General features: G+C 44.5%; 28 protein-coding genes and 2 riboswitches. Of the genes, 22 read left to right on the top strand and 6 right to left on the bottom strand.

What is annotated here, in order from left to right; all coding sequences use genetic code 11:
* Positions 1-180 precede the first annotated feature (180 nt).
* Entirely contained in the window at positions 181-648 is a 468-nt protein-coding gene (locus QUB35_RS25940) for a hypothetical protein (RefSeq protein WP_333144538.1), read from the bottom strand.
* A gap of 287 nt (positions 649-935) precedes the next feature.
* Here QUB35_RS25940 and folK point away from each other — a divergent pair, with 287 nt between their 5' ends.
* The 5 genes from folK to QUB35_RS25915 all read left to right on the top strand — a co-directional run bounded on the left by folK (position 936) and on the right by QUB35_RS25915 (position 5,260).
* The gene (folK, locus tag QUB35_RS25935; RefSeq protein WP_333144537.1) at positions 936-1,424 is read left to right on the top strand and encodes a 2-amino-4-hydroxy-6-hydroxymethyldihydropteridine diphosphokinase; all 489 of its coding nucleotides are present in this window, start codon (positions 936-938) and stop codon (positions 1,422-1,424) included.
* A gap of 181 nt (positions 1,425-1,605) precedes the next feature.
* Complete coding sequence (locus QUB35_RS25930; RefSeq protein ID WP_333144554.1) at positions 1,606-2,154, top strand: NUDIX hydrolase; 549 nt, start codon at positions 1,606-1,608, stop codon at positions 2,152-2,154.
* Positions 2,155-2,304: 150 nt separating this feature from the next.
* On the top strand, positions 2,305-3,756 hold the full coding sequence (locus QUB35_RS25925) for an FAD-binding domain-containing protein (protein ID WP_333144553.1): 1,452 nt from the start codon (positions 2,305-2,307) through the stop codon (positions 3,754-3,756).
* A 114-nt stretch (positions 3,757-3,870) separates the two neighbouring features.
* Complete coding sequence (locus QUB35_RS25920) at positions 3,871-4,545, top strand: Uma2 family endonuclease (protein ID WP_333144536.1); 675 nt, start codon at positions 3,871-3,873, stop codon at positions 4,543-4,545.
* Positions 4,546-4,612: 67 nt separating this feature from the next.
* A complete protein-coding gene (locus QUB35_RS25915) occupies positions 4,613-5,260 on the top strand; it encodes a Uma2 family endonuclease (protein WP_333144535.1) in 648 nt (215 codons plus the stop codon).
* Positions 5,261-5,381: 121 nt separating this feature from the next.
* On the opposite strand, the gene QUB35_RS25910 is transcribed toward QUB35_RS25915, so the two are convergent.
* Positions 5,382-6,815, bottom strand: a complete 1,434-nt coding sequence (locus QUB35_RS25910) for a serine hydrolase (RefSeq protein WP_333144534.1) — start codon at positions 6,813-6,815, stop codon at positions 5,382-5,384.
* A gap of 23 nt (positions 6,816-6,838) precedes the next feature.
* Positions 6,839-7,288 carry a hypothetical protein gene (locus QUB35_RS25905; RefSeq protein ID WP_333144533.1) on the bottom strand — a complete coding sequence of 150 codons (450 nt, stop codon included), beginning with the start codon at positions 7,286-7,288 and terminating at the stop codon, positions 6,839-6,841.
* A gap of 97 nt (positions 7,289-7,385) precedes the next feature.
* Between QUB35_RS25905 and QUB35_RS25900 the strand changes: the two genes are divergently transcribed.
* The 3 genes from QUB35_RS25900 (at position 7,386) to QUB35_RS25890 (ending at position 10,711) form a co-directional block, all read left to right on the top strand.
* Complete coding sequence (locus QUB35_RS25900) at positions 7,386-7,688, top strand: hypothetical protein (protein ID WP_333144532.1); 303 nt, start codon at positions 7,386-7,388, stop codon at positions 7,686-7,688.
* A gap of 500 nt (positions 7,689-8,188) precedes the next feature.
* Positions 8,189-10,321 carry a pentapeptide repeat-containing protein gene (locus QUB35_RS25895; RefSeq protein ID WP_333144531.1) on the top strand — a complete coding sequence of 711 codons (2,133 nt, stop codon included), beginning with the start codon at positions 8,189-8,191 and terminating at the stop codon, positions 10,319-10,321.
* Between the two features lie 57 nt (positions 10,322-10,378).
* On the top strand, positions 10,379-10,711 hold the full coding sequence (locus QUB35_RS25890; protein ID WP_333144530.1) for a DUF2834 domain-containing protein: 333 nt from the start codon (positions 10,379-10,381) through the stop codon (positions 10,709-10,711).
* Positions 10,712-10,992: 281 nt separating this feature from the next.
* Here QUB35_RS25890 and QUB35_RS25885 read toward each other — a convergent pair whose 3' ends face one another.
* Entirely contained in the window at positions 10,993-11,262 is a 270-nt protein-coding gene (locus tag QUB35_RS25885; protein ID WP_333144529.1) for a hypothetical protein, read from the bottom strand.
* 258 nt (positions 11,263-11,520) lie between these two features.
* Positions 11,521-12,240 carry a Uma2 family endonuclease gene (locus QUB35_RS25880; RefSeq protein WP_333144528.1) on the bottom strand — a complete coding sequence of 240 codons (720 nt, stop codon included), beginning with the start codon at positions 12,238-12,240 and terminating at the stop codon, positions 11,521-11,523.
* Between the two features lie 174 nt (positions 12,241-12,414).
* Positions 12,415-12,561, top strand: a riboswitch (cobalamin riboswitch).
* Between the two features lie 120 nt (positions 12,562-12,681).
* Between QUB35_RS25880 and QUB35_RS25875 the strand changes: the two genes are divergently transcribed.
* The 12 genes from QUB35_RS25875 to QUB35_RS25820 all read left to right on the top strand — a co-directional run bounded on the left by QUB35_RS25875 (position 12,682) and on the right by QUB35_RS25820 (position 23,923).
* Positions 12,682-13,902 (top strand): transposase, encoded by a 1,221-nt coding sequence (locus QUB35_RS25875; protein ID WP_333144527.1) that lies wholly within the window; start codon positions 12,682-12,684, stop codon positions 13,900-13,902.
* Positions 13,903-13,983: 81 nt separating this feature from the next.
* Positions 13,984-14,703, top strand: a complete 720-nt coding sequence (locus QUB35_RS25870; RefSeq protein WP_333144552.1) for an energy-coupling factor ABC transporter permease — start codon at positions 13,984-13,986, stop codon at positions 14,701-14,703.
* 3 nt (positions 14,704-14,706) lie between these two features.
* A complete protein-coding gene (locus QUB35_RS25865) occupies positions 14,707-15,039 on the top strand; it encodes an energy-coupling factor ABC transporter substrate-binding protein (protein WP_333144526.1) in 333 nt (110 codons plus the stop codon).
* Positions 15,036-15,836, top strand: a complete 801-nt coding sequence (gene cbiQ, locus QUB35_RS25860; RefSeq protein ID WP_333144525.1) for a cobalt ECF transporter T component CbiQ — start codon at positions 15,036-15,038, stop codon at positions 15,834-15,836. Before QUB35_RS25865 ends, cbiQ begins: the two co-directional genes overlap by 4 nt.
* 308 nt (positions 15,837-16,144) lie before the next feature.
* Positions 16,145-17,065, top strand: coding sequence for a DUF2207 domain-containing protein (locus QUB35_RS25855; RefSeq protein ID WP_333144524.1), 921 nt, complete (start codon positions 16,145-16,147; stop codon positions 17,063-17,065).
* Positions 16,998-17,216 (top strand): hypothetical protein, encoded by a 219-nt coding sequence (locus tag QUB35_RS25850; RefSeq protein WP_333144523.1) that lies wholly within the window; start codon positions 16,998-17,000, stop codon positions 17,214-17,216. Before QUB35_RS25855 ends, QUB35_RS25850 begins: the two co-directional genes overlap by 68 nt.
* A 269-nt stretch (positions 17,217-17,485) precedes the next feature.
* Positions 17,486-18,544 (top strand): DUF2207 domain-containing protein, encoded by a 1,059-nt coding sequence (locus tag QUB35_RS25845; protein ID WP_333144522.1) that lies wholly within the window; start codon positions 17,486-17,488, stop codon positions 18,542-18,544.
* A gap of 296 nt (positions 18,545-18,840) precedes the next feature.
* The gene (locus QUB35_RS25840) at positions 18,841-20,253 is read left to right on the top strand and encodes an ABC transporter substrate-binding protein (protein ID WP_333144521.1); all 1,413 of its coding nucleotides are present in this window, start codon (positions 18,841-18,843) and stop codon (positions 20,251-20,253) included.
* 248 nt (positions 20,254-20,501) lie between these two features.
* Entirely contained in the window at positions 20,502-21,080 is a 579-nt protein-coding gene (locus QUB35_RS25835) for a Uma2 family endonuclease (RefSeq protein WP_333144520.1), read from the top strand.
* Positions 21,081-21,118: 38 nt separating this feature from the next.
* Positions 21,119-21,263: riboswitch (cobalamin riboswitch) on the top strand.
* 97 nt (positions 21,264-21,360) lie between these two features.
* On the top strand, positions 21,361-21,861 hold the full coding sequence (locus QUB35_RS25830) for a hypothetical protein (protein ID WP_333144519.1): 501 nt from the start codon (positions 21,361-21,363) through the stop codon (positions 21,859-21,861).
* 19 nt (positions 21,862-21,880) lie between these two features.
* Entirely contained in the window at positions 21,881-22,747 is an 867-nt protein-coding gene (locus tag QUB35_RS25825; RefSeq protein WP_333144518.1) for a methyltransferase domain-containing protein, read from the top strand.
* 297 nt (positions 22,748-23,044) lie between these two features.
* Positions 23,045-23,923: an ABC transporter ATP-binding protein gene (locus QUB35_RS25820; RefSeq protein WP_333144517.1), complete on the top strand. Its 879-nt coding sequence runs from the start codon at positions 23,045-23,047 to the stop codon at positions 23,921-23,923.
* A 156-nt stretch (positions 23,924-24,079) separates the two neighbouring features.
* Here QUB35_RS25820 and QUB35_RS25815 read toward each other — a convergent pair whose 3' ends face one another.
* Positions 24,080-24,781, bottom strand: coding sequence for a diacylglycerol/polyprenol kinase family protein (locus QUB35_RS25815; RefSeq protein ID WP_333144516.1), 702 nt, complete (start codon positions 24,779-24,781; stop codon positions 24,080-24,082).
* Positions 24,782-24,951: 170 nt separating this feature from the next.
* Here QUB35_RS25815 and QUB35_RS25810 point away from each other — a divergent pair, with 170 nt between their 5' ends.
* Complete coding sequence (locus QUB35_RS25810; RefSeq protein ID WP_333144515.1) at positions 24,952-25,143, top strand: hypothetical protein; 192 nt, start codon at positions 24,952-24,954, stop codon at positions 25,141-25,143.
* Entirely contained in the window at positions 25,118-25,273 is a 156-nt protein-coding gene (locus QUB35_RS25805) for a type II toxin-antitoxin system PemK/MazF family toxin (protein WP_333144514.1), read from the top strand. The genes QUB35_RS25810 and QUB35_RS25805 overlap by 26 nt, the downstream gene beginning before the upstream one ends.
* Positions 25,274-25,308: the final 35 nt, after the last annotated feature.

Raw genomic sequence — 25,308 nt, 5'->3', positions numbered from 1 at the left:
AGGTTAACAACAAGTTAAATATTGTAATTGGCAATTGGTAATTGGGAATATAGAGAGAGATTCAGGAAAAAATATCTATCCCTGTATCCGTGATTTCCGTGTCGTGCTGTTGGTTATTTGTTATTTGTTACCAATGCCCCATGCCCCATGCCCAATGCCCAATGCCCCATTACCAATATTTCAATCATCTCGAAAACCCGGATCATTTTCTCGGAATGTCGATCGACTAGGCGCAGGTACATTAATCACTTGCGAAAACCCAGAATTTGCGGGCGAAATATTGCCGTCTCTGAATCCCAGCAGCAATTGAGCATCGGCAAAATATCTAGTCCACTGTTCGATTCTCGCATCTTTTTGCCAGTCGTGGCGGGATACTCTCGATCGCAAAACTGGAACTCTTTGTCGGCTGCGATCGGCTGTAATGATGATTGTAACTTCTGTTAATGCCGGATTTTCTTGAAACTCGCGGGCGATCGACTCTTTTGCTAAATCTTCCGCCTGCTGCACTAAACTCGCAAAAGATTGACTGCCGTCCGAATCTAGGGTAAGGTAGCGCTCTTTTGTTTCAGCCAAACCTATTGATATACTTGCTGTTAAGCTAATAATTGCTAGAATGACGGCCGACAATAAGCGTAGGTACAAATTCATTATTTTGGAAACAAAATACTAACACTTGTCAATGATAGTTAATAAAATTTAACATACTGTTAAGCTTAAATTAAAATAATATTTTGTGTTATCAGAATGCGCCAAAAATGCAGGCTTTAGGGGGAAAGTTTCGTAAAAATACAACTTGTATGGGCGGGTTAAACCCGAAATCTGTTTAGGAATCAAAGAATATTGATAAACCCGCGCCGCCTTAATCTTCTCTCTTCCTGACATCCGTTACATCCGTTACATCCGTTACACAATCCGTTGCCGAACCTTCCTTCCTTATGAAATCAACAAAATGTGCGATCGCCCTTGGTAGCAACTTAGGCGACTCCCTCGCCACACTCTCTAGCGCGATCGTAACCCTCAACAACACCCCAGGAATAGCAGTAAAATCCCATTCAAGCTGGTATCAAACCGCCCCCGTTGGGCCGCCGCAACCCGATTACATCAACGCCTGCGCCATCCTAGAAGTGGCACTAGAACCCGAACAATTGCTAGCAGCTTTATTAGAAATTGAAATAAAATTTAATCGAATTCGCCGAGAAAAATGGGGGCCAAGAACCCTAGACCTAGATTTGCTGCTGTACGACAATTTAATCCTAGAAACTCCAACACTGACTCTACCTCATCCCCGGATGACCGAAAGAGCTTTTGTATTAGTACCTTTAGCAGAAATTGCCCCGGATTGGGTGCATCCGGTGACGAAAAGTGCGATCGTCCAACTCCTGCAAACCGCAGACTGTTCCGGAGTGCAAAAATTGCAACTGTAACAATTGAGCAAAATTCACGGATCGTACCAGTTTCCCAAAAAATGCAACCGTAGGTAAGCTCCAAACTGTAATAGTTATCAGTCATTCCCAATCTAAAATCTAAAATCTAAAATCTAAAATCCTATAAGATCGCCTATGATGTCTTAAATCGGTGCACCCTAACATTATTCGCTTGTCGCTTATGTCGATCGGTCAAGAACTACCCCAACTCCTCAAACAACGCCTATTTTACCAAGGGCGCAAATTCAACTTTGACGTAGCCACCCTCCGTCTTCCCAACGGTTCCGAAGGCGAGTGGGAATGTATTCGCCACCCAGGCGGAGCACTTGCAGTTCCCGTCACACCCGAAGGTAAACTCGTCTTGGTACGCCAATATCGCTTTGCCACAAAAGGGCGAATTTTAGAATTTCCCGCTGGTACGGTAGAAATCAATGAAAATCCCGCCGAAACTATCAAACGCGAAATCGAAGAAGAAACCGGATATCGCGCTGGAAAATGGCATAAATTAGGGCAATTTTTTCTCGCCCCCGGTTATTCCGACGAAATCATTTATGCTTTCTTAGCCCAAGATTTGGAAAAACTGGAAAAGCCGCCAGCACAAGACGATGACGAAGACATGGAGACAGTTTTATTCACCCCGGAAGAATTAGAAAAAGCTATCTTAGCTGGGGAACCCATTGATTCAAAATCAATTTCTAGCTTTTTCTTAGCCCGTCCATTTTTAACTTAAATAGGACTGACGGAAAAAACCCGGTTTCTGAAAAAAATCGTGCGTAACACCGATAAATCTTAACTTAGAAACCGGGTTTTTGAACCCGCGTGTGTCCAGGACTGTAAAATCTAAAATCTAAAATCTAAAATCTAAAATCGAATGTCCGATATATCCAATCTAATTTTATTTTGGCACCGCCGCGACTTGCGTATTTCTGACAACATCGGACTGGCAGCAGCGCGCCAGCAAAGCCCGAAAGTAGTCGGAATTTTTTGTCTCGATCGCAATATCATAAATCGGGATGACGTAGCGCCAGCTAGAGTCACCTACATGATCGGCTGCTTGCAAAAACTCTCCTCGCGTTACAGGGATGCAGGCAGCCAATTGCTGATAATTCAAGATGACCCGATTCTAGGAATACCGAGATTAGCAACAGCTATAAATGCTCAAGCAGTATTTTGGAACTGGGATGTAGAACCCTACGCAAAACAGCGCGATCAGTCCGTATCAAACGCCCTCCAACAAGCAGGAATTCAAGTTCACAATTTCTGGGATCAAGTCCTGCACGCCCCGGACGAAATTCGCAGCGGTACAGGGACTCCCTACACAGTTTATACACCATTTTGGAAAAAATGGAACAGTAAACCCAAAGCCCAACCAGTAGAGACACTGCCGATAACTTATCTGGAATTAATGACCGGATTAACCGCCGAAGAACAAGCAATCGCCAACCAAGCAGGTGCAATGGAAACAGTGCCAACAGCCTTGAGTTTGGGATTTATTTGGGAAAACCCATTAGTAATAGAACCCGGAGAAGATGCAGCGCAAAAAAAATTAGAAGAATTTTGCGATCGGGCAATTTACCAATATCAAGAACAGCGCAATTTCCCCGCCATTAACGGCACATCCCAACTCAGCGCCGCCCTCAAATTTGGTGCAATTGGCATCCGCACAGTTTGGCAAGCTACCCAGATAGTAATGGACACTTGCCGCAGCGAAGAAGCGTGCACAAGCATCCGCACTTGGCAACAGGAAATAGCGTGGCGGGAATTTTACCAACACGCCATGTATAACTTCCCAGAATTAGCAGACGGCCCCTACCGTCAAGCATTCAAAGACTTTCCTTGGGAGAACGATGAAAAGCTCTTTCAAGCTTGGTGTAAAGGCAAAACAGGCTATCCTATTATCGATGCAGCAATGCGGCAGTTAAATCAGACAGCTTGGATGCACAATCGCTGCCGCATGATAGTCGCCAGTTTCCTCACCAAAGATTTAATTATTAACTGGCAGTGGGGTGAAAAATACTTCATGCAAAAATTGATAGATGCCGACCTTTCTGCTAACAACGGCGGCTGGCAGTGGAGTGCATCAAGCGGCATGGACCCGAAACCTTTGCGAATATTTAATCCGGCGAGTCAAGCTCAGAAATTCGACCCGGAGGGGGAATATATTCGGCACTGGGTTCCCGAATTGCGCCGCGTTGATACTAAAGTTTTGCTAACAGGAAATCTTTCACCTTTAGAACGCCGACTTCTTCATTATCCCTCTCCGATCGTAGATCACAACGAGCAGCAGCGCAAGTTTAAGGAACTTTTCAAGCAGCAAAAAAACGCAGATTAGACAGCTCGACTTTGGGCGATAGTTACCAGTAAATTAAGTTGAGGGGGCGCTGTACACCCCTCAACTTAAAAGATTGTATCAGTTATAATAAACTTAAAGAAATCGGAGGTTGAAATGGTAACGCTGCAATTAAGGCAAATCAGTGTACCCCCAGGACATAGAGTGCTGTTCCATGATGTCAACTGGCAGGAATTTGAAGCAATTTTAGAAGAGTTGGGAGAACACCGTGGCTCTAGAATAGCTTACAGTCAAGGAACTTTGGAGATTAGGATGCCACTACCAGAACATGAGAAAGCTAAAATCATTATTGGCTATTTAGTGAAAATTCTGTTTGAGGAACTAGAAATCGACTTTGAACCATTTGGTTCGACGACTTTCAAGCGAAAAAGTATGTTACAAGGAATTGAGCCTGATGAATGTTTTTACATTCAGAATTATGCTCTAATGATTGGGAAAAAGCGGATCGACTTAACTGTCGATCCGCCGCCTGACTTAGCAATTGAAGTCGATTTAACTTCCAAAACTCAACTGGACGCTTACGAAGATCTGGGAGTACCTGAAATCTGGCGTTACGAAAATAACAAGCTGATGATTAATTTGCTTGAAGATGGGAAATATGTTGAATCTGCAATTAGTCCAACATTTCCCAATTTGCCAATTATTGAAGCTATTTCTCAATATTGCGAACAAAGCCAAACAGTGGGTACAAGCCAAACTCTCAGATTGTTTCGTAAGTGGGTTAGAGAACAAATCAGGCTTCGATCACTGAAGTCCTCACTACAAAGCTGACTGTTTCCCAATGCCCAATTACCGATACAGACAAGTTATCATAAACTTAAATAAATCGGAGGTTGAAATGGTAACGCTGCAATTAAGGCAAATCAGTGTACCCCCAGGACATAGAGTGCTGTTCCATGATGTCAACTGGCAGGAATTTGAAGCAATTTTAGAAGAGTTGGGAGAACACCGTGGCTCTAGAATAGCTTACAGTCAAGGAACTTTGGAGATTAGGATGCCACTACCAGAACATGAATTCAATAAGGAAATCATTGGCGATATGGTAAAAATATTACTCGAAGAACTTGAAATTGATCGAGAATGTTTTGGTTCGACGACTTTTAAACGAAAAAGTATGTTACAAGGAATTGAACCTGACAACTGCTTTTACATTCAGAATCACGCTCTAATGATTGGCAAAAAGCGCATCGACTTAACTGTCGATCCGCCGCCTGACTTAGCAATTGAAGTCGATATAACTTCCAAAACTCAACTCGATGCTTACGAAGCTTTGGGAGTACCTGAAATCTGGCGCTATGAAAATAAAAAGCTTCAGATTAATGTGCTTCAAGATGGGAAATATGTTGAATCTGCAATTAGTCCAACATTTCCCAATTTGCCAATTATTGAAGCTATTTCCCAATATTGCGAACAAAGTCAAACGGCGGGTACAAGTCAAACTCTCAGATTGTTTCGTAAGTGGGTTAGAGAACAAATCAGGCTTTGAGGACTGAAGTCCTCACTACAAACTTGACCGCTGTGGCTGAGGAGGTGTGCAGCATTTGAGGTGGTTAATTAAATCAGAAATTGGGCTCTGTTCGGGGTGTGCCTCTACGCTGCTGCCCGAATTAATGAGATTTACTCTCAGGCATCCGGGTAAATAAAATCTCTTTCACCGTCGGTTCTAGGGGAAAGCTAAGGCTAGCAATATTGCCTTTGGTATCAGTTAAGAAAGATATAAGTTCTGGTCGATCGCACAACTCAGATTCAACAAAAATGTCATAGTGGTAATGTTCTAATTTATAAATAATTGAATTATGAGTTGCTGTCAAACGCTCGTCATTAATTTCAATTGATAAGATTCCGTATGCTGGATGCTCAAAATAACCTGTGTAATCTTCTAGAGGATGAGAAGGCTGGGTTCCTGTTTTACGAGAGTCAACGGCTATTTGCTCTTTGGCTTTTGCAGTAGATTCTTTGCTTTGAGCATATTTTTCCTTCATTCGTTGATTCCAAGGAGCTTCGTCTAGACCGAGCCAGCGATCGCATATATAATAAGTCACAGTATCTGGTACTGAGTTTAGAGCCATATTAGTCAGAACTACTATACCAATATTGTCTTGAGGCAGCAAAGTTGTCAGTGCAGAAAATCCATCAATATTACCGCCATGCTGAATTAAATTATGACCTCGGTAAGAGGTAATACCCCATCCCAAACCATAAAAATAATAAAAAAGTTCATTATATTCCAGCGGTTGACCGATCGCGATTTGTGGAGCGTGCATCTCGCTCAGATTACTTGGCGAGATAATTTGTTTCTCGCCATACTTACCCCGATCGAGATGGAGTAAAAGCCACTTAGCCATATCAGCAACGTTGGAATTTATCGAACCGGCTGGGCCGCTAACATCGACATTACAAAAGGGTAATCTCTCAACTTTGTCGGATTTTTCTTGATAAGGAAGTGCAAAATCATCAGCTTGTTGGGATGTCTCTACAGAGAAATTACTATCTCTCATTTCTAAAGGATTAAAAATTTCCTGTTGCACAAATTCTTCCCAGCTACTCTCTGCAATTTCACCAACCAAGTAGCCAGCGGTCATGTACATCAAACTTTGATACTGAAAAACAGTACGCAATTCGTGAGTGGGTTCGAGATATTGTAAGCGATCGAATATTTCTTTACGGGTGAAGGGACTTTTATACCACATAGCATCGTGACGGGGTAAGCCAGACCGATGAGTCACGAGGTCGCGGGGTGTCATACGTTCGGTTGCATAGAAGTCATAAAGTTTAAAAGTGGGCAGATAATTTCTGACAGGTCGATCCCAGTCTAATTTGCCGCGGTCTGCCAAAATACCCATCGCCATTGTGGTAAAAGGTTTCGTACAAGAACCGATCGCAAAGAGAGTTTGCGGTGTAACAATTAAATTTTGTTCTACATCTCGCTTTCCAAAGCCTTCACAAAAAATTATTTGGCTATCTTTAACGATTGCGATCGCCAGCCCGGGTATTTTCCACTCTTGCATCGCCTTGTTGATAAATTCACTCAGACCTTGCATGACTTTTCAGTATTGGTATAACTTTAGTTTCGCTTCTGAGAAATAGACAGAGAGTAAGGGTGTTGAGCTTGAGATCGATCGCCCACAAAAATAACATAAGTCCCCTTGTCCCCATAACCAGAAAATTCTACATTCCCCGCAGCAGCATTCGCCGGCAGCACACAGAAACGCCCCCTCGGCCCCTGAATCATCAAACTCGGAGCTCCAGCGGTTTGTACTGCAATCCGCCAGTAAGGCAAATCCTGCGTTACTTCGATGACGTGGTTGGGTGCTTGGGACACAAAACCGCAGTCGCCGCTATTGTTCGGGCCGCCGGAAACTCCAGAAACTCCCAGCGGTTCGGGAAATCCCGGAGCAATTTGTAGCGGTTGGCTCCGAAGGGCACCGGCATCCGCTAAAATCATTGCCAAGGCTAGGGTCACGATCGAGCTAAACCACAGTTTGCCGCGATCGCCCGGATAATTGATCTTCATGTTTCCTCACACAATGGCATTTGGTTCTAGTTCTTTGACGGTAGGGGATAATGGCGGTTCCAAACACCTTAATCTAAACTAACTTCCGAATTTTTTTATGAATCCTCAAAATAACTTCAATTGGCAGCAAGCGATCGGAGAACTAAAAGCTAAAGTAGAACGATCGCCACTCATCACACAAAATTCAGACCGGTATCAAGCCGTCGGAACCTTATACAATCAATTACTCGACAAGTTTCAAAGACTCCCTAAACCGGGGCAGGTGGCAGCCTTTGCCTTGGCAGCGATAATTGTCCTGACAGTCTTCAATAGCATCGTAAAGCTAATTTCCGCCCTGATGACTCTTGCCGTTCTCGGAGTGCTAATCTACATAGCGTTTGACACTCACCGACCGTCCTAAAGGCGAGGTGATTCTTGGCTCCACGACTGACCTTACTACTCACTATCCTTACGGCAATACTTAAACCTTTCAACCGTGGAATACCACCAATTGACGAGCTTAACTTAGTTAATCCCAGAGGGTCTATCTCCCCAAGCGTACTAGGATATGAACCTAGAGTTCAGGCGTGCCCCGCCTTACTTCAGTAGTCAACAAAGTATTTGGTTCTCTGGTATTGGGATATTATTTTTTTTATCCCTAGCTGTTTTAAGAGTTTTCGCCGCTCTTTGCCCCTAAATTTATGCCTGAAAGTGTGTCTCAACTGTTTCACGATGGCAATGGAGTTTCACCCTGACAACTTAATTATAACCTGGTTTGGGGTTGCTTTGCCAAGCGTAAATTCACGCTCATCCAATAGAAAGCCGTCAAGCCAAGGACGGGGTTTTAAACCCAAATTTCTGATAAATTGGCAATATCTCCTGATTCCTCCAACTAACGACTAACAATAGGAAATTATAAATATGGCTAACCCCACCGCGCCCAGCGGGCTCAATCAACCCGATCCGTCTTGGCAAACACAATCCAAGCAAATGCCACTGCTGGTTCGCAGGTGCGGCGCTTGGGCTGTGGAAATTTCGTTAATTGCGGCCAGCGCCCTCGTTCCCTTCAGTATCGGGGCATTGGTCAACAAGGAATCTCAAACCGTACCACTCAATTCCTCAGTAGCAGCAGCATCCGAAACCGTCGCCCGTACTTTGGGCATACCCGTGCGCGATCGCAGCCCCAGAGTCGCACCCCTAACTAATCTATTCTGGTCAGGGGCGCTGCTGGCACCGGCAGTTTTAGCGGGGTGGCAACTGTTTTTGCTCGCCAGAACCGGTCAAACTATCCCCAAACGCTGGTTCGGCGTCAAAGTTGTCACAGCGTCGGGTACTCCTCCGGGTTTTGGACAAGTGCTAATTCGCGAAAGTTTGGGGCGCTGGGGAGTGCCTCTGGGCGTCGCTTACGGCATTTGGCGCTTGACTGGTGCGTTTCCTGATTTGCTGATTTTAGGGGGGCTGAGCGGCTTGGCAGTGCTCGCAGACGGCGCTTTTGCATGGCGCTACAAACGGCAATCTGGACACGATCGCCTCGCCAATACTTTGGTCGTCAACGCTCGATCGAATCAACAGTCTGACAATCCTGTCAAGAGTCCAGATTGGACTGAGGAAGACGCGCAGATTGCGGCTTTGGTTGTGACTCCACAAAGCGGGCTGAAAACAAATGCCAGTTTGTGGAATTGGATGCGCCAACACCCAGGCACAACTTTAGTGATAGTTATCATCGGCAGCGCGGGATTGATTTTAACTTTGTTTGTCGGCACTCTCATCTACACTCAAAGTCAAGCAAATTTGCGGGATTCCCGGCAGCGGAACGACGAATTATTTGTGGCTTTAGTTAGCAAATTGTCTCCCACATCGGCTAGCGGGGCATCGGGCAGGCGATCGGCTATTTTGGCTTTGGGGGCCGTGGAAGACTCCCGCGCCGTACCCCTGCTAGCGGATTTGCTAGCTCAAGAAGACAACCGCGCCATGCTGGACGCGATCCAGCAAGCTTTAGTCAGTAGCGGGCCGAAAGCTTTGCCTGAGTTGCAGCGGTTGAATCAGGCCCTCAGCAACGATCTCGATTCCCTGCGGTTTGGCGGCAAGGCCCCGGAACGCGAGTTAGCGGCCGCCCGCCAGCGAACAGTACAAAGGGCGATCGGCAAAATTCTCACAGTGTATAGCAGCCAACTCAACGGCGTGGATCTGAGCCGCACGGATTTAGCTCAAAGTCCTGCCGGCCCGTCTCAGTTTACTTTAGTTTTAAACAAAGTTGACTTGTCGGGAATTAAGTTGAGAAATGCCAATTTAACCAATGCCAGCTTGCAGGGAGCTCGCTTTTACGGCACCGGCGAAGACAGGCGTCCGGCTACCTTTGACGATTGGATTTCTGACTTGAGCGGCGCTAATTTGGAAGGAGTAAATTTGACCGGGGCGTCTTTGAACAGTGCTGTAATGAACCGCACTACTTTTGTGCGCGCTGTCATGAACAAAGCTAATTTGTCAAACGGCAATTTAAATTCAGCTAATTTCAGCAGTGCTATTTTAATTGGAGCGAATTTGCAGGAAGCACTGTTAAAAAATGCAAGTTTTACCGGAGCAGATATAGGAAGCGCGAATTTGTCAGGAGCGGATTTGTCAGGTGCGCGTTTGGCAAAAGTGAAGGCTCAAGGCGCTCAGTTGTCCTTGACAAATTTGTCTAAATCGGAATGGCAAGGTGCTGATTTGTCTGGTGCTGATTTGAGCGGCGCCAACTTACAAAATGCCAATTTGACTTCGACTAAACTCGCTAACGTGAATTTAAAAGATGCTCGGTTGCAAGATGCGAATTTTCGGAATGCGGAGGTGAGTTCGGTTGATTTTAGGGGCGCGAATTTAGCGGGAGCGGATTTTAAAGGCGCTGTGTTTCTGGGGAAAACAGCTTCGGATCAATTTATTCAAAATCCGACTGGTAGTAAATCCGGTCGATTCCTAGGAGTTGATTTTGCGGAAGCTAAGAATTTAGATAAAAGTCAAATTGCTTACATTTGTTTGCAGGGGGGCATTCATCCGAACTGCCCGCAGAAGAAGTAAGGATTGGTTGTTAACGAGTAGGCTAATACAGTTGATTAAAGAACAGGTAAGGTAATTATGAGCGTTAAGCGAATCATTTATCTCATCCTAGCAATTCTGGGGCTTGTGCTGCCTTGGTACTATAACTTGCAGTTTTTTAGCAATGCTGGCTTGCTCGACTTTGTAAGCGAGAGTTCGGCTAATCTTGCTGCGAAATCGGTAAGTTTAGATTTGTTTATCGCAACTGTAGCAGGAAGCACTTGGATGTACGCTGAGTCAAAACGATGGGATATAAGTTTTGTAGGGCTGTACATACTTCTGGGTTTCCTGGTTTCGTTTTCCTGTGCTTTCCCGCTTTTCTTGTTTGTGCGAGAAACCAAGCTGGAAAAATCAAGCGAAGTCTCAAGTTGAAAAGTTGTTTAACAGATGAGTGCGGCGCAGCAAAATAATTCGGTGCAGGCGATCGAGCTATTATATAATTTCCGGTAAAATCACCGTTATAGGTTTGTAGTGACGACGGAAGTGCTCAGAATTTTATGAGGATTAAAGTCCTCACTACAAACCAACGTGATTGTTGTCCTTCCATGGGAAATAATATTAATACCAATTTCACTCATTTCTTGCTAAAAACTTTTGGCTTGAGTTTGTTCCACCTGCCCAACCTACTATTGCATTGTTTATTGAAATTGAGATTACGCAATAGCATCTGAACTGACAAGATTCTCAAATTGCGCCAATAGCATTCCATCACCATTATTTGCAACTCCAAAAATTTTAGGTAACTGGCCTGTTTGGGCGAGAACTTGTCTCACTTCTCGGTTAGATACATCGGCCATATTTTTGTTATTTAGAATGGCATTAACCGCAGCGATACCCACACCTTGACCAACAGCAGCGTTGAATTCAACAATTCTGCGGGCAGAACAGGCAAACCCTTCAAATCCAGAACACGGACTGACCACTGCCAGGTTAGGAACGTTTTTAATAACCTCTCCTGATTTTCATGTTTTCGAGCTAAATTTCAATGTTTGCCGTCAAACTCTCTGTTTTTCCCAAATCTAGCTCCATCTTTCCTGATTGTTTTGATAAATATTCACACATTCCTGGACGCAGCAACTGGGTTTTTTCCCAAAAATCCTCCGTTGAGGACGATCGATCTCTGTTGAAAAACCCGCTTTCTGAGCGTCTAGAGTCGGTCAGTCTGGTACTCTTGATTGCCATCAGGTGAGATTATCAGGATCTATCCCCAACTCCCGCAATCGCTGAGCTAGTCGATCGGAACGTTGGGCCAATCGATCGGCGCGCTGCGATTCCTGTTGGGCGCGCTGCGCTGATTCTTTCACCTGTTCTTCAGGAGTCAGATAACGTTTTCCATCGGCATCATACCAATACAACCACTCCCTTGTCACCCCAGAATAACTTCCCCTTTCACAACCAATCCCCAAACCAATTTCAGGCATCCAAACTGGATGTCCTGACTGTAACTCGTACTTCCCATTGACTAACTTGTGTACTTCCAAATGAGGTTTACGACGGCGGCGGGAAGAATAAATGACGTAATAAAGTACGCCTAAAGCTTGATAAGTCTCCAATTTTGTGCTGTATTCCTTGCGATAAGTTGGGGAAACAACTTCTAGCACAAAAGTAGGCATAACATTTTCATCCCACAGCACGTAACTGGGACGCAATTCTTCATCATAAAACCTTTCTACACCTAAACTCAAGAAAGCATCTGGGACAATGGGCGGTTCGTCAGGGTGATGATAAATACCCATATCTATGCCAAAAAACCAGTCCATCCGTTCTGCCCAAAGTATGAGCAATATTGCTTTTAACAACCCTGGTATTAATTCTTGCAGTTCGTTATCCACAGGCGTTTCATCTGAGTCTGGTAGTTCATCGGCTGAGGGCCAGTGCCTCGGAAATTTGTAATCTAACATGGCGGCTTTCCTCAAAACTCACTAACATTATACCTTTGATTTGTTTGGCAATAGTATTTATTGAACGAACCGCGAAGACGCGAAGGAAGAGAAGAGAAGATGATAGGTAATTTTGACTTAGTTAATCTGAAGTAATTTTTGTAAAATATTTGCTGAGATTTACGCGATCGACTAAACTATGTCTAACCAGTCGGTTCTAATGGGGAGCAGCCGTTAGAGGAAAGGGGGAAAGTTCGGTGCAAGTCCGGCGCTGTCCCGCAACTGTAATGAGAGTCATGTCGCTTTCTGAGTCAGGATGCCCGCCGATGTGTTAGTTTACCGAAAAATGGGGTCGAAAGCCCTGTCCTTCTAGGACGGCTTTAATTTAGGCAATGTGTAAACAATTGTTAAATATGCAGATTTTGCAAGTAAAAGTTTTTGTAAAAGTAATAGACTGTTGCCATGATAATACTAGAGTTCAAGTTGAAAGGCAAAGCAGAGCAATATCGGATCATTGACGAGATGATTCGGACGGCTCAATTTGTCAGAAACAAAACTCTTAGATACTGGACAGAGAATCAAGGGGTTAAGCTGGTTGACCTGTACAAACAGTGTGCCATTATGGCTAAGGAGTTTGAATGGGCAGGCAAACTTAACTCGACGGCACGTCAAGCTTCGGCGGAGCGTGCCATTTTTGCTATCCAGCGTTTCTTTGCTAATTGCAAAGCTAAAACACCAGGGAAAAAGGGCTACCCACAATACAAAAAACACACTCGTTCTGTCGAATACAAGCAATCGGGTTGGTCACTTTCGGCCGAGAAAAGATGCTTGACATTTAAGGACGGTTTTACTGCTGGAAAATTTAAGTTAATTGGTAGTCGAGATTTGCATTTCTACGCGCCCGACGAGATTAAACGAATTAGAGTTGTGCGTCGTGCCGACGGATATTTCGCCCAGTTTTGCATAAATGTTGAACGCAAAGAGGAACTTATTCCAACTGGCAAAGCCATTGGAATAGATGTAGGGCTAAACCATTTCTATACTGATAGCAATGGCGAAACGGTTCCTAATCCTCGGTATCTCCGTAAAAGCGAAAAAGCTTTGAAAAGATTGCAAAAACGAGTTACTCGAAAAAAGAAAGGTTCTAGCAATCGGAAAAAAGCGATTAATAAGTTAGGAAGAAAACACCTGAAGGTCAGCAGGCAGCGTAAAGACTTCGCCATAAAGACGGCGTTGTGCGCGATAAAATCTAGCGATTTTGTGGCTTACGAAAACCTTCAGGTGATGAACATGGTCAAAAATCACAAGCTTGCTAAATCAATTAGCGACGCGGCGTGGTCACAGTTTGCTCAATGGTTGGAATATTTTGGGAAAGTGTACGGTAAAACTATAATTTCTGTAGCACCTCAGTACACCTCACAAAATTGTTCAACTTGTGGCAATGCTGTTAAGAAAACCCTGTCAACGAGAACCCATATTTGTGGTTGTGGGACGGTGTTAGATCGCGACCATAACGCCGCAAAAAACATTTTGGCGAAAGGGTTGAAGGAAGCAGGAATTAGTTTCAATTTAAATACGGTGGGGCACACCGGAATTAACGCTGGGGGACAGAACGATCTCTACTCTTTGATGGCAGCATCAAGGAGCAAATCGACTGATTTATCCAAGAATCCTCGCGCCTGAAGGCGCCCGGAGTGTCAAATAGTCTCATCTGCGAGGTTCAGCGTGAAGACCAGAAATCGGAAATTGGTCAGCTTGGGATTGATGGCTGGCTTGAGTTGTTATATTGTCCTGGGTTCGGCAACGCCCGCCGCAGCTATGCACATTTCGGAAGGTTTTTTGCCGATGCAATGGGCTGCGTTTTGGTGGATTGTGGCGTTGCCTTTTTTTGCAGTAGGTTTGCGATCGATTACTCGCATTACAAAAGAACACCCGGAACTTAAACTATTGCTTGCTTTAGCGGGTGCGTTTACTTTTGTGCTTTCTGCTTTAAAAATTCCCTCGGTAACGGGCAGTTGTTCTCACCCGACGGGTACAGGTTTGGGCGCAATATTGTTCGGCCCTTCGGTGATGGCGGTACTGGGGGCTTTAGTTTTGTTGTTTCAAACGTTACTGTTAGCGCATGGTGGCTTGACAACGCTGGGAGCGAATATGTTTTCGATGGCGATTGTCGGGCCTTTCGCTGCCTATTTTATCTATCAATTGCTGTTGCGAACGGGTAGCCAGCGGGCGGCATTTTTTTGTGCGGCGGCTTTGGCAGATTTGCTGACTTATGTAACGACTTCGATTCAATTAGCATTAGCTTTTCCGGCAGCAAGTGGCGGTTTTATGGCTTCGTTTCTCAAGTTTGCTGGCATCTTTGCTATCACTCAAGTACCCCTAGCTATTAGTGAAGGATTGCTGACTCTATTGGTTTGGAATTGGCTGCATTCTTACGGGAAGCCGGAGTTGGAAACTTTGAAATTATTGAGACAGGAGTCATAAGCCGTGAGTCAAAAAACTACAAAAAATCACCAATCTACTTCGCGACAAAATTGGCTGTTGGCTGGCGCTGTGATTGTTCTGGCAGCGTTTCCTCTCGTTTTTGTGCGGGGTGAATATGGCGGTGCCGATGACCAAGCTAAGAAAGCAATTACTGAAATTCAACCGGGTTATAAACCTTGGTTCAATCACTTGTTTGAGCCGGCTAGCAGCGAAATTTCCAGTCTATTGTTTGCGTCTCAAGCGGCGATGGGGGCTGGCGTAGTTGGGTACGTCATTGGGTTGTATAAAGGCCGATCGCAATCTCGGCAGCAGTCTGATCATAAATCGTCGGAATGAACCATCAGATTGATAGTCTGGCTTATACCAATCGCTTGCGGGGGTTGCCGCCAATCCACAAGTTATCCTTTGCGATCGCCCTTTTAATTCTGTCTCTAGTTTCTGGGGCGATCGTCCAATTGTCGATCGGCCTGTGGTTGGCCGTCTGGATCGTCGTCTATGCGGGTATTCCGGGGAAACTGTATTTGCGGTTGTTGTCGCTACCGTTGATGTTTTTGCTGACAAGTTTGCCTGCTTTGGCGATGGGTGCGGTTGCGGGCGATCGTATCCAGGAAATTCAGTGGGATATTTGGCAAGGTTGGGGGATTAGCATCGGCACTTTTTATCTGTATGTGAGCCGCACGGGGATATACCAAGTGAGCTTGCTATTTGCCCGCGCCTTCGCATCGACAAGCTGTATGTACTTCATCCTCTTGACGGTGCCATTTACAGAAATCTTGCAGATTCTCAGACAATTACGCTGTCCAGAGTTAGTCACAGAACTGCTATTACTAATGTATCGGTTTATTTTTAGCTTATTGGCGATCGCCGATGAACTTTGGATAGCCCAAAACTCTCGCTGTGGCTACCGCACTTGGAAACTGGGAATGAACAGTTTAAGCATTTTAATCGGGCAATTGCTTCAGCGAACTTTGGAAAATTACCGTCAAGTTTCGTTGAGTTTAGCGTCGCGCGGCTTTAATGGAGAACTGCGCGTTTGGAATTCTTACCCTTACAAACCTTCACGAAGATATACATTGGAAGCCGTGTTTGGTTGCACGGTTTTAACTTTGTTAAGCGCGGTATTTCAAAGTTGAAAAGAAATTAGGAGACGGCAGTGCCCATAGGTGTCAACTTAAGCTGTCAGCCGGCCAAGTCCGTTAGTCATCCCGTGAGTCCGCCAGGGGTTGAAACCCCTGTCTAATAGCTAAAGTCCTCTGAAGAGGACTCAAGAACTCATCAGTCCTCTTCAGAGGACTTTAGCTTTGAGGCAGGGAATTCATTCCCTGCCGGACTACCGGACGGAAAATATGACTTTTATGAACATAATTAATGAATTTAATGAATTGACTCCACAAGATAAGTGTTGAATAATTGTAGTCAACACTTATCTTGTGGAAATCCTATGATAAATAAACGAATCCTCAAAAAAATATTTTTTTTGTTAATGGCTTCATTAAGCCTATTGTTAGTAACAGTAACTCATTCATCCGCCCAACAAGTACCGTTCTACTGGGAGAATATTAACGTTCTAATCGACGTTCAGACTAACGGAGATATGTTAGTTACAGAAACGCAAAAATATGTGTTTACCGCCGACTACAACACTGAACGATATCGCTATATTCCTTTAGATAAGGTCGATGAAATTAAAGATGTGACCGTTCACGAAAATAATCAAATAATTCCGAGTAGCACGGGGATTGAAAACAATGAACTTTGGATTCGTTGGCAACATCGATTAAAAGCGCCAGAATCACATACTTTTGTCATCAAATATCGCGTGGTAGGCGGATTGCAGCTAGATGGTGAGAATACTCTAGTTTATTGGAAAGCTATTGCAGCGGGTCGAAAAGCGCCGATTAATACTGGAAAAGTTACGGTGAAATTACCCAATGCTTTGTCAGGCAAAGTTCTCTCGTTTATAAATTTTGGTACAGCAGCAGTTCGTCGTCAAATAGATCCTAAAACTTTTGATTTTGTGGCAAGTCAGGCTATTCCACCGGAACAAGAATTAGAAGTGCAGATTGCATTTCCACAGGCGATTTTAAATGTACCTCAAGCTGGTTGGCAACAAAGTGGTAAGCAATCTCAATCTACTTCGGGACAAAGCTCTTTGACAAAACCCACGCTTCCTTCTCCAATGCTTTGGATATTTGGAATAATCATTACTATATTCATGATTAATGGCGGTGGCGGTGGCAGTGGCGGTAGTATCGGTGGTGGTAGTTGGGGTGGTGGTGGTGGTTGGGGTGGTGATGGCGGTGATGGCGGTGGTGGTGATGGCGGTGGTGGTGATGGCGGTGGTGGTGGTGATGGCGGTTAATATCAACGGCCCTGGACGCATCACAAGCAAAGAAACCCGGTTTTTACTGAATCTGTGGGCTGTAACGAAGTATTCTGGCAAAAAACCCGGTTTCCGATCGCCCGCGCGTCCAGAAATATTGTTGATAATTCTCCTATTCTCGTTAGTTTAGCGGGCCGGATTTGAATAAGGGCGATCGCACTTTTTTACAGATTGTACGATCGCTTTTAAATATTGGATGGAAATTTTAGTCACTCATTTTGAGATGAAACGATCGCACTTCATGCACAATCCTATTCCAAATATGACTTTTATGAATATAATTAATGACTTTAATGAATTGACTTCAAAAGAAACCTGTTGAATAATTGTAGTCAACACTTATCTTGTGGAAATCCTATGATAAATAAACGAGTCATAAAAAAAATACTTTTTTTGTTAATGGCTTCATTAAGCCTATTGTTGGTAACAGTGACTCATGCAGTCGCCCAACAACTACCGTTCTACTGGGATAACATCAACGTCACAATCGACGTTCAGACGAACGGAGATATGTTAGTTACAGAAAGCCAAAAATATGTGTTTACAGCCGACTACAACACTGAACGATATCGCTATATTCCTTTAGGTAAGGTCGATGAAATTAAAGATGTCATCGTTCAAGAAAATAATCAAATAATTCCGAGTAGCACGGGGATTGAAAACAATGAACTTTGGATTCGTTGGCAACATCAATTAAAAGCGCCCGAATCACATACTTTTGTCATCAAATATCGCGTGGTAGGCGGATTGCAACTAGATGGTGAGAATACTCTAGTTTATTGGAAAGCCATTGCAGCAGGTCGCAAAGCGCCGATTAATAGCGGAAAAGTTACGGTGAAATTACCAGAAGCTTTGTCAGGGAAAGTTGTATCGTTTACGAATTTTGGTACAGCCGCAGTTCCGCGTCAAGTAGATCCTAAAACATTTGAGTTTGTGGCAAGTCAGCCTATTCCACCCGAACAAGAATTAGAAGTGCAGATTGCATTTCCACAGGCGATTTTAAATGTACCTCAAGCTGGTTGGCAACAAACTGGAAACCAAGGAGGGGAAGGCTCTTTCATAAACAACATAATGGGTGTAATCGGTTTTTTGCTAGTTGGTTTGGTATTGTTTGTAGCCTTAGGGTTTTTTCCGTTGATGATTCTTCTCTTTGTGTGGATTTTCAGCGTCATTATTTACCAAGAAATCAAGAAAGCAATCAATAATCGACGCTGCCCTGAGTGTAAAACGCTTAATCTCAAACGGACTTATCAAGTTTTGATTCGTGCAACTACTCGCACTTCAGGAAAGCAGCGAGTTACCTGCAACTGTGGAAACTGCTCCTACCATAACGAGTACGAAGAAGTAATTCCAATCATTATCATTAGCAATGATGGTGGCGGTGGTGGCGGTGGCGGCGGTGGTGGCGGTGGTGGTGGCGGTGGTGGCGGTGGTGGTGGTGGCGGTGGCGGTGGTTAATATCAACGGGAGTTACGCATCACAATCAAAGAAACCGGGTTTTTACAGAATCTGCGGGTTGTAACCAAGTATTCTCGCAAAAAACCCGGTTTCTGAGCACCCGCGCGTCCAGAAATATTGTTGATAATTCTCGTATTCTCGTTAGTTTAGCGGGTCGGATTTGAATAAGGGCGATCGCACTTCCTGCAACAGCTATTACAAATATGACTTTTATGAACTTAATTAATGAATTATATGAATTGACGTGAACAGTAATTGAATGAATAATGACAGTATCAAAATAAAGAGAAAAAATCATGTATCAAGATACTAACAAAAAAAACAGCCCCCCGCCCATTGTTTTTATTGTTGCCCTCGGCTTAATTGGGTTGGGCGCATACAAGTTTATTCCCGGTTTATTGAAAGCGAAAACTGCAAATACACCTACATCTACATCTACACCGGCAACGATCGCATCGGGAGCGATCGCCAATCGCATCAGTTTAGGAAATCAGATATTGGTGACATCCCAAACAACACCTGACAAACAAGCAGGAGTTCAAGCTTTTTCTGAGGGAAATTACCAAGCGGCAGGCGAATCTTTTGAGAAATCGCTGCAACAAAATCGCAACGACCCGGAAACCCTTATCTATTTGAATAATGCCACAGCAAGCAATGGTTCTTCCTTGAAAATTGCTGTCAGCGTCCCCATTGGTAGCAACCCCAATGTTGCCCAAGAAATCCTCCGGGGTGTTGCCCAAGCTCAGGATGAAATCAATACTAGCGGTGGCATCAATGGCGCAAAACTGCAAGTAGAAATTGTCAACGATGACAATAGTCCAGAAGTGGTCAGAGAAGTTGCAAGGACATTGACAAAAGATTCGAGTATACTGGCAGTAATTGGACACAATGCTAGCAACGCATCTCTCGAAGCTGCTCCGATCTATCAGCAAGAAAAACTGGTAATGGTGACACCGACGAGCTTTGCCAATAATCTATCAGGATTTGGCAGCTACATCTTTCGCACAGTACCCAATATTAGCTTAATGGCTGCTCCATTAGCAGAATATGCAGTTAAAACAGCCGGCAAAACTAATATTGCCATTTGTTATGACTCCCAAGCACCGGATAACATATCATTTAAAGATGAATTTGTGGCAGATATTACTGCTGCTGGAGGCAAATTAGTTCCTACTGTTTGCGACTTTTCGTTACCCTCTTTTAATCCCGAAAGTGCGATCGCCGATGCTGTCAGCAAAGGTGCACAAGGATTGATGGTAGCGCCCCACATCGATCGCATTGACCGTGCGATTTCTCTGGCTCGCAGCAATCGAGGCAAATTGCCACTCTACGGCAGCACTACGCTCTACACCTTTCAAACTTTAAAAGACGGACAAAAAGACGTTGACGGGCTTGTTTTGCCCGTTCCCTGGCATCCTGAAACTAATCCCGGTAGCCGTTTCCCAGAAAATGCCCGCCAGCGTTGGGGAGGCATTGTGAATTGGCGAACAGCAACGAGTTTTGACGCGACTCAAGCTGTGATCGCTGGCTTGCGGCAAAGCAATACGCGGGAAGGATTGCAACAAGCACTCAGAAATGCGAGTTTTTCGACAGCAGGATCAAGCGAGGATGTGAAGTTTTTGCCCACGGGCGATCGGGCTGGTAAGCCGATTTTAGTGCAAGTTAAACAAGGAGGAAGCACTGGCTATAACTTTGTCCCGCTGCGGTAAGTTTGTTAAGTGCGATCGCGCGGGCGGGCTCTTCGGCCCAACCCCTACTCCCCACAAGAAAATTCAATCTTTGTGGAACAGGCATCTTGCCTGTTCTTGATGCCAAACTCACGCCCTACAAAAAAATTCCCTCTTTGTGGAACAGGCATCTTGCCTGTTTCTTAGCATGATTAAAATCTACTTTTCTGTTGAATTAGCCAAATTTTTAAGATAAAATGAAATGAGTAGATTAAAGGAGAGCGTTGTGTATGATCGCGCAAGTTGAAACCAAAACCTACACCGCTGAGGAATATCTAGAATTGGAAATCAATTCTCAGGATCGGCATGAATTTATCAATGGGGAGATTGTTCTGATGGCTGGCGGCACACCGGATCACAATGAAATTACCACTAATTTAGTTGTTGCGCTGAAACTGGCGTTAAAAGGGAAACCATATCGGACTTTTAGTTCGGATCAGCGGCTTTGGGTTCCGCAGCTTAATAATTATACTTACCCGGATGTGATGGTGGTAGCGCGCCCGATCGAGCTGCAATCTGGACGGACGGATACAATTACCAATCCGCTGCTAATTGCTGAGGTGCTGTCTAAAGGTACCAAAGCTTATGACCGCGATGAAAAGTTTGCTGCCTATCGCAGTATTCCTAGTTTTCAGGAATATTTATTGATCGATCAATATCGGCTACAGGTCGAGCAATATTCTAAAACTGATGCGAATAAGTGGATTTTTTCGGAATATAGCTGTATGGGCGATCGGCTGAGTTTAACATCTGTTGCTGTGGAAATTTCGCTGACCGATTTGTATGAAAATATTGAGTTTGGTGAATAGGCGGACGCTTTTTTGTCAAATCTCCCAAATAGTGGTAATATCCCCGTATATCGATCGGCTCTGATGGAGAACAGCCATCAGACGTAAGGGGGAAAGTTCGGTGCGAATCCGGCGCTGTCCCGCAACTGTAATGAGATCATTGCATCTCTGAGTCAGGATGCCCGCCGATTTGTTTACAATCATGTTTTTCATCTGCGAGGTATGGATGATGGTGAGTTTATTATTTTTTTTATTATGGGATTGGGTTTTTTTAACCGCAGATATCAGCAGATAAACACAGATGAACGCTGATATAATTCGCTCTGGGTTCGGAAGCGTATCTTATTTTAATGGAAAAGAAATGCGAATCGAAGATAGTGTTTGGCAGGGTAGTTTTGGCTACTGGCAAAACTTGTTTATTCACCAGAATATTTTGCAGATCGGACATACTGCTTGGAATGGCTTTTTGCATCAAGGACGAGGCTTGGTTGCGTGCAAAATCAATACTCCCATTAACGGTTCTGTGAATTGGAGCGTAGATACTATCAAGTACGATCTGCAATTTATTTCCGACTTGGAGGCAACCGTTTATTTGCAACAACTAGAAATAGAGGAGAACACTGTTTCAAATCTGCTCTCTATCATTGATAGCTACGAACCCAAGACAGCAATTATATTTTTGTCGATCGCCAACGGTCAGATTGATATCAATTTGTTGCAAAACTTGGCAATTTCTCCTGTTGAGTGCTATGAACAAGTATGCAAGCGCTGGGAAGAATTTCAACTCTGCCCGAAATCCTAAAACTTACTAAATTTTCCGAATGCCGCAGCCAAAATCAATCGAAATTTCCAAGGTAACTCGCTACCAAAATGCAGCGCTTAATTACTATTTGGGCCTGACAGATTCGCCCTACCTTCACTATGGCTATTGGGAAACTCTACCTGTGCCCGCTGACGAACTAACGATCGCACGATTGCGCCTCGCTCAGCAAGCTTATACTGTAAAACTGTTAGATGCGATCCCCAAAGGCACTCATACGATACTCGATGTGGGTTGCGGGATTGGCGGAAATGCGGCTTATTTGCTCGATCGAGGTTTTGCAGTCGAAGGGCTCGCACCCGATCCGTTCCAACAACAGCGCTTTCTTAAGTGTACGGGCGATCGGGCAATCTTCCACCTCACGAGGTTTGAAGACTTCAAAGCAACCCATTTCTACGATCTTATTCTCTTTAGCGAAAGTAGCCAGTATATGTCGGCTGTTGATATTGCTAACGGTGCCGCCAACATCCTCAATCCCGGCGGTTATGTTTTGCTGGCTGATATGCTGCGATCTGATGCTAATTATAAAGAGGGAATGTTCTCTAATTGTCATGTTGTTACGGAACTTCATGCAGCATTAAAGCAGGCTGGATTCACTTTAGTAAAAAGTGAGGATATTTCCGCCCATATTTTGCCAACAATCGATTTGTATGTCGATACTTTCCGCAGATATGGACTGAATACAATGCTCTATGTTGCAGATTTAATTGCGATCACAGTTCCGCCAGTCCACAAATTCCTGCGCTGGATATTTCGTCGCTGGTTCAAGAAGCTGGTGGTTGAAGGATTGGAGGCAGGCCAACTTTTTGAGCAACATCTCTGTTATGAAATGCAACTTTGGCAGCTACTAGAACCAGATAAACGCTGATACAAACTAACCCTCATAAGTTTGTAGTGAGGATGAAGAGTCCTTTCTTAATCAGGACTAAAGTCCTTACTACGAACCAATTTTATTATGGTAATCCACCGACTACGCTCTAAAAAATAATAAATAATATCAAATCCGGTAGCATCGGAATTAATGTTACCCACAGTCAGGACACGGCAGTGCCATGTCCCTACAATTAATCCCGGTAGGGAAACGGCACTCCCGTGTCCGACATATCATAAAAAGTGCAACCGGAATTGATATAACCAATAACAAATAACCAATAACCAATAACCAATGCCCAATGCCCAATGCCCAATGCCCAATGCCCAATGCCCAATTCTAGAATTCGATCGCACTTCCTACTCCTATCCCTGCGGTTCGCGAGTGGCAATTCAGGGTTTAAATCTCAAAGTCCCCGCTGGGAAACGCTGCGGGCTGATCGGTCAAAATGGCTGTGGCAAAACAACCTTTTTTCTGTTAGCAAATGGCTTATATCAACCGCAACAGGGAATCATTCGCTGGGAAGGTGAACCCTTTCGCTACGATCGCAAATCTTTGATGCAACTGCGCCAACAAATCGGACTCGTCTTTCAAAATCCCGAACATCAATTAGTAGCTTCGACGGTAGAAGAAGATATTTCCTATGGATTGTACAATTTAGGCTTGAGAGAATCCGAAATTGCTCAACAGGTGCAGCAGGCGATCGAGCAATTCGATCTAAGCGAACTCGCCCGCGAACCAATTCACAATCTCAGTTTGGGCCAGAAAAAGCGGGTTTCCATCGCCGATATCATGGTTCTGGAGCCCAAACTTCTGCTGCTAGATGAACCTACCGCCTATCTCGATCCGCGTCACACCCGACAACTGATCGGTTTACTCCAACAAATTCACAGCGCTGGAACCACAATCCTTTTAGCAAGTCACGACCTCGATTTCATCTACCGCTGGGCTGATTGGGTGTTTGTAATGGATCGAGGAAAATTGATTTTAGAAGGAACACCGGAAAGCGTTTTTGCTCAGCGGGATGTGTTGGAACAATTGCAGCTTGGCGTACCGCTGGCGATCGAGCTGATGGAGCAAATAAGGGCGATGTTTCCCACAGACGATCGCTCAAAAATCCCCGCTTTCGAGCAATGGCAACAACAAATTTTACAAGCACGTCGGCTGCTTTAACGGAACTTAGACAATTGATAATTGGCGTTGCTGATTCACGGTATGAATTACCTTTGAATGGAAGTTACAAAACTCACCATACTTGCTTTATAGCAATTGCGAAATCTTGAATTCCTACCTGTCCCCAGCAACGCCGCCCGTGGGGGGAAGTTCAGATTACACATTACCAATCATCAAAAATTGATTTAGGAAAAAGGCGATCGCCCCACTGCCGATCGGTACAGTGAGATTGTCAATTCCCAGCTTGGAAACCGACTCCAAAGTAGCAGCAACTAAAGCTACAACAGCAGACACAGCCCAAGTTTGCCAAATATTGCCTTGAACCGCCAGCAAAATCAAACTGCTAACAGCAAAACTCACCAAATACATAGTTGCAGAACCTTCCCAACTCTTCTGAATTCCCCCAACTCGATAAATATGTTTGCCGTATTTCTGGCCGATGACAGCAGCCAATCCGTCGCCCCAAGTCATGACTAAAATGCCCAAAGCAGCGTACTCCTGATGTTGCAGCGGCCAAAACCAAGCCACGAGAACGCTGATACTAACAGCATAGAAAAAAGTCCCCAAACTCTTGCGGTTGATACTGTTAAGACTGGGCAAAATCGGAACTTGGTAAGAAATTAGGGCGATCGCACCTGCTAAAATTCCCGCCGAAATCCCCACCCAACCGGGTATTTCCAGCCACCACGCCAGCAAAATCACATTTCCACTACCCATGTGCACCACCTTCCGCGATACTTCAGGATCGACAGAAGTAAAGCGATTTAACCCTTCAGCTACCAGTAAAATCAAGCCCAGCCAGACTCCCACGAGGGAAATTTGCAGCCACACAGTCGGAACTTCAGAAAATATAGACACGATATTTAGGAAAAACTTAGATCGGGCACTGTTTACTACTTTAGTGGAAAGCGCGATCGATGTTAGAACCCCGCAGCCTTAAAGTGCTGCGGGGAGCTGGCTGTTATGTTTTTTGAGGTTGGTCTACTTAAAACCTGTGCTATGCTATAAGCAAGTCTAGGGAAAAAGCTATGACTATTTTAGTAGAAGAACTTTTGAATACCTTTGAGCGATTAACAGACTCAGAGCGGTTAGATTTGGTATTGGAAATTTTGAAACGGACTGTTTATTTAGACTTCCCGCCCCTATCTGATGACGATTTAGTTCTCAATGCTGAGGGACTTTTTCTAGAGCTAGATGAGGAAGAATCCGTATATGAATAGTCCAGAGCGTGGTGAAATCTGGTTAGTCGATCTAGGTTATACTGCGAAAGTTAGACCATGTTTGGTCGTGAGTATTCCTGCTCTAAATCAAGACCGGGCATTAGCGACTCTAGGAATGAGAATTAAATAACTTCCACAAGATTGTGGGATGGGCGTCCCGCCCGT

It is taken from the genome of Microcoleus sp. B13-B6 (assembly GCF_036705405.1).
In the GTDB taxonomy this organism is placed as follows: domain Bacteria; phylum Cyanobacteriota; class Cyanobacteriia; order Cyanobacteriales; family Microcoleaceae; genus Microcoleus.
Note: the sequence above shows the minus strand (reverse complement) of the source record. Positions and strands in the feature narration are given on the sequence as shown.

What these genes read in the sequence shown, in the direction of transcription:
- QUB35_RS25940 (WP_333144538.1), bottom strand. Translation starts at nt 648, where the DNA reads ATGAATTTGTACCTACGCTTATTGTCGGCCGTCATTCTAGCAATTATT.
- folK (WP_333144537.1), top strand. Translation starts at nt 936, where the DNA reads ATGAAATCAACAAAATGTGCGATCGCCCTTGGTAGCAACTTAGGCGAC.
- QUB35_RS25930 (WP_333144554.1), top strand. Translation starts at nt 1,606, where the DNA reads ATGTCGATCGGTCAAGAACTACCCCAACTCCTCAAACAACGCCTATTT.
- QUB35_RS25920 (WP_333144536.1), top strand. Translation starts at nt 3,871, where the DNA reads ATGGTAACGCTGCAATTAAGGCAAATCAGTGTACCCCCAGGACATAGA.
- QUB35_RS25915 (WP_333144535.1), top strand. Translation starts at nt 4,613, where the DNA reads ATGGTAACGCTGCAATTAAGGCAAATCAGTGTACCCCCAGGACATAGA.
- QUB35_RS25910 (WP_333144534.1), bottom strand. Translation starts at nt 6,815, where the DNA reads ATGCAAGGTCTGAGTGAATTTATCAACAAGGCGATGCAAGAGTGGAAA.
- QUB35_RS25905 (WP_333144533.1), bottom strand. Translation starts at nt 7,288, where the DNA reads ATGAAGATCAATTATCCGGGCGATCGCGGCAAACTGTGGTTTAGCTCG.
- QUB35_RS25900 (WP_333144532.1), top strand. Translation starts at nt 7,386, where the DNA reads ATGAATCCTCAAAATAACTTCAATTGGCAGCAAGCGATCGGAGAACTA.
- QUB35_RS25895 (WP_333144531.1), top strand. Translation starts at nt 8,189, where the DNA reads ATGGCTAACCCCACCGCGCCCAGCGGGCTCAATCAACCCGATCCGTCT.
- QUB35_RS25890 (WP_333144530.1), top strand. Translation starts at nt 10,379, where the DNA reads ATGAGCGTTAAGCGAATCATTTATCTCATCCTAGCAATTCTGGGGCTT.
- QUB35_RS25880 (WP_333144528.1), bottom strand. Translation starts at nt 12,240, where the DNA reads ATGTTAGATTACAAATTTCCGAGGCACTGGCCCTCAGCCGATGAACTA.
- QUB35_RS25875 (WP_333144527.1), top strand. Translation starts at nt 12,682, where the DNA reads ATGATAATACTAGAGTTCAAGTTGAAAGGCAAAGCAGAGCAATATCGG.
- QUB35_RS25870 (WP_333144552.1), top strand. Translation starts at nt 13,984, where the DNA reads ATGGCTGGCTTGAGTTGTTATATTGTCCTGGGTTCGGCAACGCCCGCC.
- cbiQ (WP_333144525.1), top strand. Translation starts at nt 15,036, where the DNA reads ATGAACCATCAGATTGATAGTCTGGCTTATACCAATCGCTTGCGGGGG.
- QUB35_RS25855 (WP_333144524.1), top strand. Translation starts at nt 16,145, where the DNA reads ATGATAAATAAACGAATCCTCAAAAAAATATTTTTTTTGTTAATGGCT.
- QUB35_RS25850 (WP_333144523.1), top strand. Translation starts at nt 16,998, where the DNA reads ATGGCGGTGATGGCGGTGGTGGTGATGGCGGTGGTGGTGATGGCGGTG.
- QUB35_RS25845 (WP_333144522.1), top strand. Translation starts at nt 17,486, where the DNA reads ATGGCTTCATTAAGCCTATTGTTGGTAACAGTGACTCATGCAGTCGCC.
- QUB35_RS25840 (WP_333144521.1), top strand. Translation starts at nt 18,841, where the DNA reads ATGTATCAAGATACTAACAAAAAAAACAGCCCCCCGCCCATTGTTTTT.
- QUB35_RS25835 (WP_333144520.1), top strand. Translation starts at nt 20,502, where the DNA reads ATGATCGCGCAAGTTGAAACCAAAACCTACACCGCTGAGGAATATCTA.
- QUB35_RS25830 (WP_333144519.1), top strand. Translation starts at nt 21,361, where the DNA reads ATGAACGCTGATATAATTCGCTCTGGGTTCGGAAGCGTATCTTATTTT.
- QUB35_RS25825 (WP_333144518.1), top strand. Translation starts at nt 21,881, where the DNA reads ATGCCGCAGCCAAAATCAATCGAAATTTCCAAGGTAACTCGCTACCAA.
- QUB35_RS25820 (WP_333144517.1), top strand. Translation starts at nt 23,045, where the DNA reads ATGCCCAATGCCCAATGCCCAATGCCCAATGCCCAATGCCCAATTCTA.
- QUB35_RS25810 (WP_333144515.1), top strand. Translation starts at nt 24,952, where the DNA reads ATGACTATTTTAGTAGAAGAACTTTTGAATACCTTTGAGCGATTAACA.
- QUB35_RS25805 (WP_333144514.1), top strand. Translation starts at nt 25,118, where the DNA reads ATGAGGAAGAATCCGTATATGAATAGTCCAGAGCGTGGTGAAATCTGG.